13 protein-coding genes are annotated in these 13,547 nt (G+C 67.9%); 8 read left to right on the top strand and 5 right to left on the bottom strand.

The genetic code is table 11. The features are described from left to right. Positions 1-4: 4 nt before the first annotated feature. Positions 5-388, bottom strand: coding sequence for an ethanolamine utilization protein (locus tag G9373_RS04120; protein WP_005250830.1), 384 nt, complete (start codon positions 386-388; stop codon positions 5-7). Between the two features lie 314 nt (positions 389-702). Between G9373_RS04120 and G9373_RS04115 the strand changes: the two genes are divergently transcribed. From G9373_RS04115 to G9373_RS04090, 6 genes are all read left to right on the top strand, one after another. Continuing rightward, positions 703-1,896, top strand: a complete 1,194-nt coding sequence (locus tag G9373_RS04115) for an FAD-dependent oxidoreductase (protein ID WP_167113987.1) — start codon at positions 703-705, stop codon at positions 1,894-1,896. A 45-nt stretch (positions 1,897-1,941) separates the two neighbouring features. Further along, positions 1,942-3,303, top strand: coding sequence for a type III glutamate--ammonia ligase (gene glnT / locus G9373_RS04110; protein WP_005255994.1), 1,362 nt, complete (start codon positions 1,942-1,944; stop codon positions 3,301-3,303). 24 nt (positions 3,304-3,327) lie between these two features. Beyond that, positions 3,328-4,224: a glutamine amidotransferase family protein gene (locus tag G9373_RS04105; RefSeq protein ID WP_167113984.1), complete on the top strand. Its 897-nt coding sequence runs from the start codon at positions 3,328-3,330 to the stop codon at positions 4,222-4,224. Then, the gene (locus G9373_RS04100) at positions 4,212-4,910 is read left to right on the top strand and encodes a formylmethanofuran dehydrogenase (protein ID WP_005569860.1); all 699 of its coding nucleotides are present in this window, start codon (positions 4,212-4,214) and stop codon (positions 4,908-4,910) included. The genes G9373_RS04105 and G9373_RS04100 overlap by 13 nt, the downstream gene beginning before the upstream one ends. Before the next feature lie 10 nt (positions 4,911-4,920). Continuing rightward, a complete protein-coding gene (locus G9373_RS04095; RefSeq protein WP_005250836.1) occupies positions 4,921-6,237 on the top strand; it encodes an FMN-binding glutamate synthase family protein in 1,317 nt (438 codons plus the stop codon). 104 nt (positions 6,238-6,341) lie between these two features. Next, positions 6,342-7,571, top strand: a complete 1,230-nt coding sequence (locus G9373_RS04090) for an allantoate amidohydrolase (protein ID WP_167113981.1) — start codon at positions 6,342-6,344, stop codon at positions 7,569-7,571. 37 nt (positions 7,572-7,608) lie between these two features. On the opposite strand, the gene G9373_RS04085 is transcribed toward G9373_RS04090, so the two are convergent. Continuing rightward, entirely contained in the window at positions 7,609-8,202 is a 594-nt protein-coding gene (locus G9373_RS04085) for a TetR/AcrR family transcriptional regulator (RefSeq protein WP_043791435.1), read from the bottom strand. Positions 8,203-8,282: 80 nt separating this feature from the next. On the opposite strand from G9373_RS04085, the gene G9373_RS04080 reads away from it, so the two are divergent. Both G9373_RS04080 and G9373_RS04075 read left to right on the top strand, forming a co-directional pair. Further along, positions 8,283-8,669: a DUF1304 domain-containing protein gene (locus G9373_RS04080; RefSeq protein ID WP_005261026.1), complete on the top strand. Its 387-nt coding sequence runs from the start codon at positions 8,283-8,285 to the stop codon at positions 8,667-8,669. A gap of 26 nt (positions 8,670-8,695) precedes the next feature. Next, the gene (locus G9373_RS04075) at positions 8,696-9,703 is read left to right on the top strand and encodes an NADP-dependent oxidoreductase (protein ID WP_054245622.1); all 1,008 of its coding nucleotides are present in this window, start codon (positions 8,696-8,698) and stop codon (positions 9,701-9,703) included. Positions 9,704-9,756: 53 nt separating this feature from the next. On the opposite strand, the gene xylB is transcribed toward G9373_RS04075, so the two are convergent. Genes xylB through G9373_RS04060 form a run of 3 tightly spaced genes read right to left on the bottom strand, consistent with a single transcriptional unit; the run spans position 9,757 to position 13,537 of the window. Further along, a complete protein-coding gene (gene xylB, locus G9373_RS04070; protein WP_167113978.1) occupies positions 9,757-11,139 on the bottom strand; it encodes a xylulokinase in 1,383 nt (460 codons plus the stop codon). Next, on the bottom strand, positions 11,136-12,059 hold the full coding sequence (locus G9373_RS04065) for a carbohydrate kinase (protein ID WP_054245620.1): 924 nt from the start codon (positions 12,057-12,059) through the stop codon (positions 11,136-11,138). The genes xylB and G9373_RS04065 overlap by 4 nt, the downstream gene beginning before the upstream one ends. Then, a complete protein-coding gene (locus G9373_RS04060) occupies positions 12,056-13,537 on the bottom strand; it encodes a mannitol dehydrogenase family protein (RefSeq protein WP_005569874.1) in 1,482 nt (493 codons plus the stop codon). The genes G9373_RS04065 and G9373_RS04060 overlap by 4 nt, the downstream gene beginning before the upstream one ends. Positions 13,538-13,547 lie beyond the last annotated feature (10 nt).

Genomic DNA, 13,547 nt, shown 5'->3' with positions numbered 1-13,547 from the left:
CGGATCAGGGAGCGAAGGAACGGTGGCCGACGAAGTAGGCCAGTGCGCGGTCGGGGGTGGTGAAGCGGATACGCGAGCCCCTGGGGAAGAAGATCGCATCCTTCGCCTTCGCCACCTCGACCTGGCCGGTGTCGAGGTTCTCGAGGGTGAACTCCCCTTCGAGGACGACCTTCATCTCGTCGTAGGCGTAGTAGTAGTCGAGCGGGGCGTCGGTGCGCTGGAGTTCGAAGTAGCCGGCCGACATCTCCGAGCCGTCCGGGTTGGCGAAGACGTCGTCGATGTATCCCTTGGTGCCCGGGTACTCCGAGACCGGCATCTGAGGCAGGTTCTCGTGGAATCCAGCGGTGACGCGGAACGGGACGGCGGTGGGCTTGTCGGTCGTGGTCATGGGTTCTCCTGAAGGTGTGGTGAGTTGGGTCCGCGACCTCCTCTGTATGAAACGAGGAGTAGCAACAGGAAACCACACGACGTATTTCGATGACGTAAATCAATCGGACAGAGCCGAAAACGTGCAGATCAGAGCGAGGATATTCATTGAAAGAGCGTTTGAACGCCGTAAATTGGTGATGCACCAACAACGTTGCCGTAACACGATCGACATAGTAGAACTGTTTCATAGTGAACAACAGCGATTCATGACATGAAACGAACCGCTACCCAAGCCGACAGCGCCCGATCATCCGGCCGAATGAAGGAAGCAACGTGACACAGACAGCAAAGTTCGTGATCGTCGGTGGGGGACTCGAAGGTCTCGCCATCGCGTGGTCGCTCGCGGACCGCGGAGAGACCGATGTCCTGGTCCTCGAGCGTGACACCCTGTGCTCGGGTATGACCGGCAAGTCCAGTGGCGTGGTCCGGTGCCACTACGGGTCGCCGTCGCTGGCGGCGATGTCGTGGTACGGCGTCGACATCTTCACCAGGGCCACCGAGATCTTCGGCGACGACATGGCATTCCGCCAGTGCGGATACGTGGTCGGCGTCGGTGAGAACAACATCGACCCGCTGAAGGCGAACGTCGCGATGATGCAGGGCCTCGGTATCGACGTCGACTACATCGGCCACGACAAGATGGCCGAACTGTGGCCGGGGCTGCATCTCGACGACTTCGCCGCCTTCGCGTACGAGCCCCTCGGTGGCCGCGGTGAGGCGTACATGGCCGGCATGGCGTTCGGTGCCTCGGCCCGCAAGCTGGGCGTCACGATCCGCCAGAGCACGCCGGTGGCGTCGCTGCTGCAGAACGCGGACGGCCGCGTCTACGGGGTGACGCTCGCGAACGGCGACGAAGTGCATGCCGAGCAGGTGATCCTCGCGACCGGTCCGTGGGCCCCCGAACTCGGCGCCGGTGTCGGCGTCGACATCCCGGTGAAAGCCCAACGGGCGCAGCTTGTCCTGATCGATCAGGGTGTTCCGACTCCGGAGGTGCCGGTGCTGTCGGACCTGGCCGGACTGCAGTACATCTGCCGCGAGCCGAACGGAGAACTGCTCGTCGGCAACAGCGACCACGCTGCGCCCGAATACATCGACCCCGACAAGTACAGCAACCGCGCGGACGACAGCACCATCGAGAAGAACATCGGCAAGCTCGGGAACCGTCTGCCCGACATGCCCGATCCGCGGATCACCTCGAGCTACGTCGGCGCGTACGACGTCACTCCCGACTACAACCCGATCATCGGACCCGCACCGGTCGACGGACTGTTCCTGGCCACCGGGTTCTCCGGTCACGGTTTCAAGATCTCGCCGGCGGTCGGCCGCCTCGTCGCCGACATGCTCCTCGACGACGGCACGACCAGCCTCCCGAACGTCGAGCCGTCCGACTTCCGCTACTCACGCTTCGAGGAGGACGACCTCCTCTTCAGCCTGCACCCCTATGAGGGCGCCGGCGAGATGCGCTGACCCACAGACCCCCTCACCCGTAGACCACCAGTTCAGGAGCTACCCATGGCTGTCGACACTGCTGACGCGTTCACCGCGCAGAACATCGTGACAACCCCACCGCAGACCTTGTCCGAGGTGGCCCGGGCCACCGGAACCACCTTCATCCTCGCCCTGTTCGTGACGCTGTCCGGCAAGCCGTGCGCCAAACTGGTCCCGATCGAGGCCGTCGAGCAGCTTCAGGACGACGGCGTGGGCTTCGCCGGGTACGCGGCGGGGCACATGGGGCAGGAGCCCAAGGATTCCGATCTCGTTGCCGTACCGGACGTCTCGTCGTTCACGCCGATCCCGTTCGTCAAGCCCGGACTGGCGATCGTGCACTGCGACCCGCACGTGGAGGGTAAACCCTGGCCGTATGCGCCGCGGGTGATCCTGAAGGAGACGCTGAAGAAGGCGTCCGATCTCGGCCTGTCCGTCAACGTCGGCGCGGAGATCGAGTACTTCCTCGTCCACCGCGTCGGAGACGGCGCCCTCACCACCGCGGACACCGCCGACGTCAGCCGTCAGCCGTGTTACGACGCCCGCGACGTCACCCGGATGTACGACCATCTGACCGAGGTGTCCGCGGCCATGAACGCGCTCGGCTGGGGTAACTACGCCAACGACCACGAGGACGGCAACGGGCAGTTCGAGCAGAACTTCGACTACGCCGACGCCATGACCACCGCCGACCGGGTGATCACCGCCCGGTACCTGCTGTCGGTGATCGCCGAGAAGCGCGGCATGAAGGCCACGTTCATGCCCAAACCCTTCTCCGACCGCACCGGGTCCGGCATGCACCTGCACCTGTCGCTGTGGAACGACGCCGGTTCGGTGTTTCCGGACGGCGACGATCCGAAGGGGCTGGGACTGTCGAGGACGGCGTACGCGTTCATCGCGGGGATCCTGGAGCACGCGTGCGCGCTGCAGGGTGTGATCGCGCCGACCGTCAACTCGTACAAGCGGACCGGCGCCACGTCGACGAGCAGCGGCGCCACCTGGTCGCCTCGCTACGCCACGTACGGCGGCAACGACCGCACCCACTACCTCCGGGTGCCGGACAAGAACCGGGTGGAACTGCGCGGCGGCGACGGCTCGGCCAATCCCTACCTCGCCGCGGCCACCGCCATCGCCGCCGGCCTGGACGGCATCGAACGCGATCTCGACCCCGGCACCCCCGGCTCCGGCGACAGTCCCAGCGACATGCTGCCGATGACGCTGCTGCACGCGATGGACGCCCTGGAATCGGATCCGGTCGTGACGGGCGCCCTGGACGTCGCGGGCCCCGGGGTCGCCGAGTACTTCGCGACACTCAAGCGCGAGGAGTTCTTCGCCTGGCACAACACCGTCTCCCCCTGGGAACTCGACCACTACCTGACAGCGTTCTGACAGACCTCCCGAAAGGAGACATCCATGTGTGGAATCGTCGGACTTCACCTGCGTGAGCCGTCCCTCTACCCACAACTCGGCGCCCTGCTCACCGACATGCTCGGTCAGATGTGCGACCGCGGACCCGATTCCGCAGGCATGGCGATTTACGGGGACCAGGCCTGGTCGCCGGTCGGTGAGTCCACGGTCTCGCTGCTCGACTGCCCCGTCCCCGCAGCGGAACTCGCCGCAACGCTGTCGGCGTCCCTCGACACCACCGTCACCGGAATCGACCTGCAGCCGACGACGATCCTGCACGGCGTCGTCGGCGCCGAGGATCTCGCGGCGGCAGTGCGCAGCGTGGTGCCGTCGGCGCGGGTCATCGGCTTCGGTGACGACCTGACCGTTCTCAAGGGCGTCGGAAACCCCATCGACCTGGCGAACCGGTTCGGGCTGCCGTCGGCGAGCGGCTGGCAGGGTGTCGCGCACACCCGCATGGCCACCGAATCCGCGGTGACCGCCGAGGGATCGCACCCGTTCTCCGTCGGCCCCGACCAGTGCCTCGTGCACAACGGCTCGTTCTCCAACCACATGAGCATCAAGCATCAGCTCGAACGTGACGGCGTCGCGTTCGACAGCGCCAACGACACCGAGGTCGGGGCGCGGTTCGTCGCCAAGCAGCTCGCAGAGGGCGTCGACCTGGAGAAGGCGCTGCTGATGCTGAACGAGGCGTTCGACGGCTTCTACACCCTACTCGTCTCGACGGCCGACTCGTTCGCCGTGGTCCGGGACGCCATCTCCTGCAAGCCCGCCGTCATCGCCGAGACCGATCAGTGGGTCGCGATGGCCTCCGAATACCGCGCCCTGGCGAACCTGCCCGGCGTCGACAACGCCCGAATCTTCGAGCCCGAACCGGAAGAGGTGTACGTATGGCACCGGTAGCCACCACCGAAGCGACTGTCCTGAACCTCGAGACGTCGAGTACCCGTGCCGTCAACGAGCGGCTCACCTCCCCAGAAGCCCCGAAGACGGTCACGGTCACCGGCCCGCAGGGCGCGCACGCGCTGGCCTGCGGCCTCGACTCCGACATCGACGTCACCATCGACGGGCACGTCGGCTACTACTGCGCCGGCATGAACCAGCACGCGACGGTGACCGTCACCGGCAACGCCGGAGTCGGGGTCGCCGAGAACATGATGTCGGGAACGGTGCACGTCAAGGGTGATGCGTCGCAGTCCGCGGGCGCCACCGCCCACGGCGGCCTCCTCGTGATCGACGGCAATGCCGCTGCGCGCTGTGGCATCTCGATGAAGGGCGTCGACATCGTCGTCGGCGGCAACATCGGCCACATGTCCGCGTTCATGGGTCAGGCCGGCCGTCTCGTCGTTCTCGGCGACGCCGGCGAGGCCCTCGGCGACTCGCTGTACGAGGCCCGCATCTACGTGCGCGGTACCGTCGCCTCCCTCGGCGCCGACTGCATCAAGAAGGAAATGCGCGAGGAGCACCTGACGGAACTGCGGGAACTGCTGGATCTGGCCGGCTTCGACGCCGACCCGTCCGAGTTCACCCGCTACGGCTCTGCCCGCAAGCTCTACAACTTCCACGTCGACAACGCCAGCGCGTACTAGGAGAACCGTCATGAACACCCCGAACCCGGCCCTGCGCGAATCGGCGACGTTCGACCGCGGCGTCATCTCCGAGATCCAGCGGGCCGCCGAGACCGGCATCTACGACATCCGCGGCTGGGGTGCCAAGCGCACGCTGCCGCACTTCGACGACCTGCTGTTCCTCGGCGCGTCGATGTCGCGGTACCCGCTCGAGGGCTACCGCGAGAAGTGCGACACCGACGTCGTGCTCGGCGACCGCAACGCCAAGTTCCCACTGCACCTGGACATCCCGATCACCATCGCCGGCATGAGCTTCGGGGCACTGTCCGGGCAGGCGAAGGAAGCCCTCGGCCGCGGCGCCAGCGAGGTCGGCACGTCCACCACCACCGGTGACGGCGGCATGACCCCCGAGGAACGCGGGCAGTCGAAGAACCTCGTCTACCAGTACCTGCCGTCCCGGTACGGGATGAACCCGGACGACCTCCGCAAGGCCGACGCCATCGAGATCGTCCTCGGCCAGGGCGCCAAGCCCGGCGGCGGCGGAATGCTGCTGGGACAGAAGATCACCGAACGCGTCGCCGGGATGCGCACCCTCCCGATGGGTGTCGACCAGCGGTCGGCCTGCAGGCACCCCGACTGGACCGGTCCCGACGACCTCGCGATCAAGATCATCGAACTGCGCGAGATCACCAACTGGGAGAAGCCGATCTACATCAAGGTCGGCGCCACCCGCACCTACTACGACGTGAAGCTCGCCGTGAAGGCCGGCGCCGACGTCGTCGTGGTCGACGGCATGCAGGGCGGCACCGCCGCCACCCAGGACGTGTTCATCGAGCACGTCGGCATCCCCACCCTGGCCGCGATCCCGCAGGCGGTGCAGGCGCTGCAGGAACTCGGGGTGCATCGCAAGGTACAGCTCATCGTGTCGGGGGGCATCCGTAGCGGCGCCGACGTCGCGAAGGCCATGGCGCTCGGGGCGGACGCCGTCGCCATCGGCACCGCCGCCCTGATCGCGCTGGGCGACAACAGCCCCCGCTACGCGAAGCAGTACGAGGAACTGGGCTCGGCGGCCGGGTTCTACGACGACTTCCAAGCCGGCAAGGACCCCGCCGGCATCACCACCCAGGACCCGGAACTGTCGAAGAACCTCGACCCCGTCGAGGGCGGACGCCGGCTCGCGAACTACCTGCGGGTGCTCACCATGGAGGCGCAGACCCTCGCCCGCGCCTGCGGGAAGTCGCACCTGCGCAACCTCGAACCCGAGGACCTCGTCGCCCTCACCGTCGAGGCGTCGGCGATGGCCCGCGTGCCCCTCGCCGGAACCACCTGGATCCCCGGCGCCCTGTAGGCGGCTCCGCCACCCGTGCGCCTTTTTGGTAGCTGGAGCAACCAGAAAGGCGCACGGGCGCGAAGCGCCTACCGGCTTGGAACTATGAGTAGAGGACCGAGAACATGACTTCCTTCGATTCGCTCTGGGCGAGCATCCTCGATGTGGGACAGCACAAGTCGACCAGGGGATACCGAAGATTCGCGTGGAACGACGCCGACATGACGCTGCGCGAATGGTTTTCGGACTGTGGGCAGGCTCGTGGCATGAGCGTCGAGGAGGACCGCAACGGCAATCTGTGGGCGTGGTGGATGCCCGAGGGCTGGGACGGCGATCCTCGCGACGCGTTCGTCACCGGATCGCACCTCGACTCGGTGCCCGACGGCGGCGCCTACGACGGACCGCTGGGGGTGGTGTCCGCGTTCGCCGCGATCGACCTCGTTCGCGAGCGGGGGATCACGCCGACGCGTCCGGTGGCGGTCACTGCGTTCTCCGACGAGGAGGGCGCACGGTTCGGTGTCGCGTGCGTCGGCTCGCAACTGTCCACCGGGGCACTGGCACCCGAACGCGCCCTGGCGCTGCGGGACAACGACGGCATCAGCCTCGGCGAAGCACTGGTCGGCGCCGGCCGCGACCCGCGCCATCTCGGCGAGGACCCCGACCTGGTCGACCGCGTCGGCGTGTATGTCGAGTTGCACGTCGAGCAGGGACGCGCCCTCGACCTGATCGACAGTCCCATCGCCGTGGCCTCGTCGATCTGGCCGCACGGCCGGTGGCAGTTCGTGTTCTCGGGGGAAGCCAACCACGCCGGCGCCACCCGGCTCGTCGACCGCCGCGACCCGATGCTCGCGTTCGCGTCCTCGGTCCACACGGCCCGGACCGCCGCGACGCTGCACGAGGCGGTCGCGACGTTCGGCAAGGTGCGGGTACTTCCCAACGGTGCCAACGCCATTCCGTCGGAGGTGCGGGCGTGGCTCGACGCGCGGGCCGCCGACGAGGAGACGTTGACGAAGCTGGTGCAGCAGATCACCGCCGAGGCGCAGGCCTACGCGGCCGCCGACGCTATCGGTCTCGAGGTCGACGCCGAATCGGTCACGCCGATCGTCGAGTTCCCACACTCGACCCGGGAACGACTGCGCCGCTCACTCGCCCACCTGGGTGACATTCCCGTCCTCCCGACCGCTGCCGGGCACGACGCCGGAATCCTGTCCGCGAAGGTGCCCACCGCGATGATGTTCGTCCGCAACCCCACCGGCGTGTCCCACTCGCCCGACGAGTTCGCCGAAGCGGACGACTGCAACCGCGGCGCCGAGGCGCTGGCGGACGTGATGGCGGACTGGGTCACCGCCATGTGAGTGGCAAAGCGTGTGGGGGCACACTTTGCCACTCACGTCAGGAGGTGGGCCGCCATTCCTCCAGTTGCTCGACAGCGGTGTTCGCGACCGCGACGGCTTCGTCCCGGTTGACCCGCGACAGCAGGAGCGCGCTGACGGACAGTGATGTCAGGAGCCGGGTCCGGTGTGCCAGGGTGGCCGTCGACGCGTCCGGGTCGTGGGCCCGGAGAGCGTGGGCGAGCGCTCCGGACAGTTCGCGCTGGTATGCGTCGACGACGGACCGTTGCGTGTCGTCGTGTGCGGCGAAACCTGCGGCACTGTTGAGCAGCAGGCAGCCGCGTCCGGGGGTTTCGTCGGGGAGGGACGCGAGGGCGCCGGCGAGGCTGCGGTAGTAGCGCTCGGCGGCGTCGGGGCGGGTCGGCTCGTCGGTCAGGATGCGGAGGCGCGGGCGAACCACCCGGTCCAGGTAGTCGTGCACGGCGGCGTCGAAGAGTCCGCGTTTGCTGGTGAACGCGTTGTACAGGCTCGACCGATTCAGTCCGGTGACGCGCTCGAGGTCGGGTATCGACGTGGCTTCGAAGCCCTTGTCCCAGAACAGGTCGCGGGCGCGGCCGACCACTTCGGCCGTGTCGAAATCCTGCGTGCGCGGCATGACGATCCTCACTCCTGGTTGTGAAACGACCATTTCAGTATATATTGAAATGGTCAGTTCAGAACGAGGAGGAGTTTCGTATGGTCGCCGCGGGTCTTGTTCTTGCCGCGCTCGCCAGTGCGCTGCACGTGTACATCTTCGTGCTCGAGTCCGTCCTCTGGACCGCTCCGCGCACCCGCGCGACGTTCGGGACCACTGCCGAAGAAGCCGCGGCCACCAAGGAGCTTGCCTTCAACCAGGGCTTTTACAACCTCTTCTTGGCGATCGTGACGGCAGTCGGCATCGTCGCCGTGATCATCGGCGCGACCGCCGTCGGTGCGGCTCTCGTCTTCGCCGGCGCGGGATCCATGCTCCTCGCGGCCCTCGTGCTCCTGCTGTCGTCGCCCGACAAGGCTCGCGCGGCGATCACGCAGGGAACACTTCCGCTGCTCGCGGTACTCCTCCTCGCGCTCGGACTGGCGCTGTGACCTCAGAAGTATCGAAAGGAACACCCATGACGACGAGCACCCAGATTCAGCTGATCAACCGGCCGGTGGGCTGGCCCACCCAGGACGACTTCCGCACCGCGACCGTCGAGCTGCCCGACCTCGGGCCCGACCAGGTGCGCGTGGCCAACGAGTTCGTCTCGGTCGACCCGTACATGCGCGGCCGGATGAACGACGTGAAGTCGTACATCCCGCCGTTCGCGCTGGGCGAGACGATGACCGGCGGAGCTGTCGGTCGCGTCGTCGAATCCACCGCCGCCACGCATCCGGTCGGCTCGGTGGTGGTTCACGACCTCGGGTGGCGGGACGTCGCGCAGGGTGACGCCTCGGCGTTCCGCGTCGTCGAAGAGATTCCGGGAGTGCCGATCTCGGCCTATTTGGGGATTCTCGGACTGACCGGGCTCACGGCCTACGTCGGACTCGTCCACATCGCCCACCTGAAGCCCGGCGACTCCGTGTTCATCTCCGGCGCCGCGGGTGCGGTGGGGACCGCCGCCGGGCAGATCGCACGACTCGAGGGCGCGTCGCGCGTCATCGGATCCGCCGGGTCCGCCGAAAAGGTCGCCCTGCTGACCGACCGCTACGGATACGACGCCGCATTCGACTACAAGCAGGCACCGGTGCGCGAGCAGCTTCGCGGACTCGCCGGTGACGGCATCGACGTCTACTTCGACAACGTCGGCGGCGACCACCTCGAGGCCGCGCTCGACGTCATGCGGAACGGCGGACGCGCCGCCCTCTGCGGTGCCATCTCCGCGTACAACGCCACCGAGCGCACGCCGGGCCCCGACAACATGGTGAACATCATCAGCCGCGGGCTCACCCTCGAGGGCTTCACCCTCGGCAACTACACGCACGTCTTCCCCGAGTTCGCCGCCAAGATGGGACCGTGGCTCGCGTCCGGCGACGTGGTCCACGACGAGACCGTCGTCGACGGCATCGAGAACTCGGTCGACGCGTTCCTGCAGCTCATGCACGGCGGAAATGTCGGGAAGATGCTGGTGAAGGTGGCGTAGCCACCCGTGCGCCTTTTTGGTAGCTGGAGCAACCGGAAAGGCGCACAGGCGCGTCAGCGCCTCACGGAGGAATACCGTTCGCGCACTTCGGGTGCCGGGTCGGCCTCGTAACGCTGGGTGGACGTCTGATCCCACTTGGGTGGTTCCGGGGTCCCGGCCAGCGTCCAGGCCGCCTGCCTGCAGGCGCCGATCGCGACGTACTCCGCCGGTTGCGGCACCAGGACCGGCGCCCCGAAGATCGCGGGCGCGAGTTCGCACAGTGCCTGTGAGCGGGCGCCGCCCCCGACGAGGAGGATGCGACGCACCGTGACCCCCTGGGCGATCAGGTGGTCGATGCCGTCCGCCAGGCCGCACAGCAGCCCCTCGACTGCCGCGCGAGCGAGGTGAGCGGGGGTCGAATTGGCTAGCCGCAGTCCGTGGACGGAGCCGGTGGCGTTCGGACGGTTGGGGGTGCGCTCACCCTCGAAATACGGCACCATCACCAGCCCGCCACTGCCGGACGGCGCCGACAGCGCCAGCCGCGACAGTTCCTCGTGATCGACGCCCAGCAGCGAGGCGGTCGCGTCGAGCACCCGGGCGGCGTTCAGCGTGCACACGAGGGGCAGTTGACGTCCGGTGGCGTCGGCGAAGCCGGCGACGAAACCGCCCGGATCGTTCGCCGGTGTCACGGACACCGCGGATACGACACCCGACGTTCCCACCGAGACGACGACGTCGCCTTCCTGGGCGTCGAGGGCGAGTGCGGCGGCGGCGTTGTCGCCGGTGCCGGGACCGACGGCGGCGCCCCATCGGGTTTCCCCGATCCGCTCGGCCGGGCGGGCCACGCGCGGCACGGCGGCGGTGCGTCCGCGCAGTGCCAGCGACAGCAGGTCGGGGCGGTAGGAATCCGTTGCCGCGGAGAAGTATCCGGTTCCGCTGGCGTCACCGCGGTCGGTGGCCAGGGTGCCGAGAGCGGACCTGCCGGTGAGCTGCCAGCCGAGCCAGTCGTGCGGCAGGCACACCGTGGACGTCCGGTCGGCGTTCGCCGGTTCGGAATCAGCCAGCCAGCGCAGCTTGCTGACGGTGATCGCGGCGAGGGGCACCACCCCCACCGCGTCCGCCCACGCGTCCGGACCACCGAGATCGTCCACCAGCTGTGCGGCGGCGTCGGCGGAGCGAGTGTCGTTCCACAGCAACGCCGGACGCACGACCGTTCCGGCGTCGTCGAGGCACACCATGCCGTGCTGTTGCGCACCGACCGACACCGCGGCGACGTCGTCCAGTCCGCCGGCGGCGGCGATGGCGTTGTCGAGAGCCGCAGCCCACGCCTGCGGGTCGACCTCGGTGCCGTCCGGATGCGGCGCCCTGCCCTCGCGGACGAACTCACCGGTGTCGGCGTCGCAGACGATCACCTTGCACGACTGGGTGGACGAATCGATGCCCGCGACGAGGATCATTGCCGGACACCTGCCGCGCGGTCCAGTGTCTCGCGGGTGGGCAGATCCGCCCCGGCACGCGCGACCGTGAGACCCGACATCAGCACGGCATTGTCCAGTACGTTCCGCACCTCCTCCGGGGCGATCGCGTGGAGTGCGTTGCGGCTCTCCGCGCCGAGGAAGCCGTGCGACCAGAACCCGTCGAGGAGTCCGGCCATGAACGCATCGCCCGCGCCGACCGTGTCGACCACCTCGACGTTGCGGGCCGCGACCTCGACGAGTCCGGCCGCGCAGACCGCGAATGCGCCCTCGGCGCCCTTCGTCACCGCGACCATCGCCGGTCCGCGGGACAGCCACTCGCGGGCGATGTCGACGGGATTTCGGTCGGGGTCGTACCAGCGGAGGTCCTCGTCGCTGACCTTGACGATGTCGGAGATCGATACGAGGTGCTCGATCCGCTGCCGGGCACGTGCCTTGTCGGTGATCAACACCGGTCGCACGTTGGGGTCGTAGCTGATGGTCGCGGACGAGCGGCGGCGGTGGAGCATGTCTGCGACGACGTCGCAGCCAGGCTCCATCACGGCGGCAATGGAACCGGTGTGAACGAGCGACGGGGTAGATGACCCGCTGGGGGAGGGAAGGTCCCACTCGATGTCGAACTCGTAGGTGGCGGATCCGGCGGAATCGAGGGTGGCGTGGGCCGTCGCCGTTCGCTGCGCGGTGACACTGCCGGGCGCGAGGCTCACCCCCGACTGCTCGAGGTGCCGAACGATCGCACCGCCCCTCGTGTCGTCACCGATCCGGGTGACGAATTCGACCGGACGGCCCAGCCGGCCGAGACCGACCGCGACGTTGAGCGGGCTACCGCCGACGTACTCGGTGGTGGTGCCGTCGCTCGCCGTGACGATGTCGATGAGGGCTTCACCGATGACCAGACTCATGACTGCACCTTCTCACGCAGAGCCTCGAGCGTCTTCCGTGCACCGACGCTGTACAGCGAGTCCAGCGCCCAGAGATACGCGGTGACGAAGCGCGGATTCTCGGCCAGGTCACCGAAGACCGACTGGTTCTCGATGAAGGCCGTGCGATTCTCGTGCTGGCTGCGCGCGATCGGCACGAGGGAGTCCTTCAACTGGTCGACGACGTCGATGGGTTCGCCGTTCTCGTCGACTCCCTCGGCATACCGGGCCCAGCTCGCCACGATCGCGGCGGACAGTCGAACGGGGCGGTCGGCGACCAGGTTCTCGCGGATGACCGGCAGCAGCCACTTCGGGATGCGGTCGGAGGACTCGGCGCACAGGCGGGCGACGGTGTCGCGGATCTCGGGATTGGAGAAGCGCTCGATGAGCGTGCGTTTGTAGTCGTCCAGGTCGACTCCGGGCACCGGCGCCAGGGTGGGCGTGGCCTCCTCGTCCATGTACGCGAGCAGGAAGTCGGCGAAGAGCGGATCCTGCGCGACCTCGTGCACGAGCCGGTATCCCGACAGGTATCCGAAGTAGCAGAGGCCCTGGTGGCTCGCGTTGAGCAGGCGCAGCTTCATCAGTTCGTAGGGTTCGACGTCGTCGACCACCTGGACGCCGACGTCCTCGAATGCCGGGCGACCGAGCGGGAAGGCGTCCTCGAGCACCCACGACGTGAACGGTTCGGCGGCGACGGGCCACCGGTCGTCGATGCCGAACCGCGACGACAGCGCCTCGGTCACCTCGGGGGTGGTGACGGGCGTGATGCGGTCGACCATCGAGTTGGGGAAGGACGTCTCCTCGCGCATCCACGCCGCCAGTTCGGGATCCTTCAACTCTGCGTAGGCCAGGAACATCTTGCGGGCCACGTCGCCGTTGCCCTGAATGTTGTCGCAGGACATGATGGTCGGCGACGGCAAGCCGCGCGCGCGGCGCCGGGCCAGGGCCTCGATGACGAGTCCGAACGTGGTCCGCGGGGCGGCGCCGTCGGTGAGGTCGTGCACGACGTCCGGGTTCTCGGCATCGAACTCGCCCGTGTCGTGGGTGAAGTTGTAGCCGCCCTCCGTGATCGTCAGCGAGACGATCTTCGTGGTCTCCGCGGCGATCTTCTCGATCACGGCCTCGGGATCGTCCGGAGCGAAGAGGTAGTCGACGATGGACCCGATGACGCTCACGTCCCAGGTGCCGTCCGGGTGTCGCAGCGCCAGCGTGTACAGGCCGTCCTGCGCGTCGAGGACGTCCTTCATCCGCCGGTCACCGGGCAGGACCCCGACCCCGCAGATGCCCCACTCGCGGGCCTCCCCGCGTCGCAGCAACCGGTCGACGTACATCGCCTGATGTGCGCGGTGGAATCCGCCGACACCGAAATGCACTATCCCTACGGTGATGTCGCTTCGATCGTAATTCGGCACCTGCACGGTGTCGTCGAACTGCTGCAATGCCTGCGCGCACAGTTGCATCGGTCTCTCC

This window comes from Rhodococcus sp. A14 (genome assembly GCF_011603105.1).
Taxonomy (GTDB): Bacteria; Actinomycetota; Actinomycetes; order Mycobacteriales; family Mycobacteriaceae; genus Rhodococcus_F; species Rhodococcus_F opacus.
This window is presented reverse-complemented; position numbering and strand designations above follow the sequence as displayed.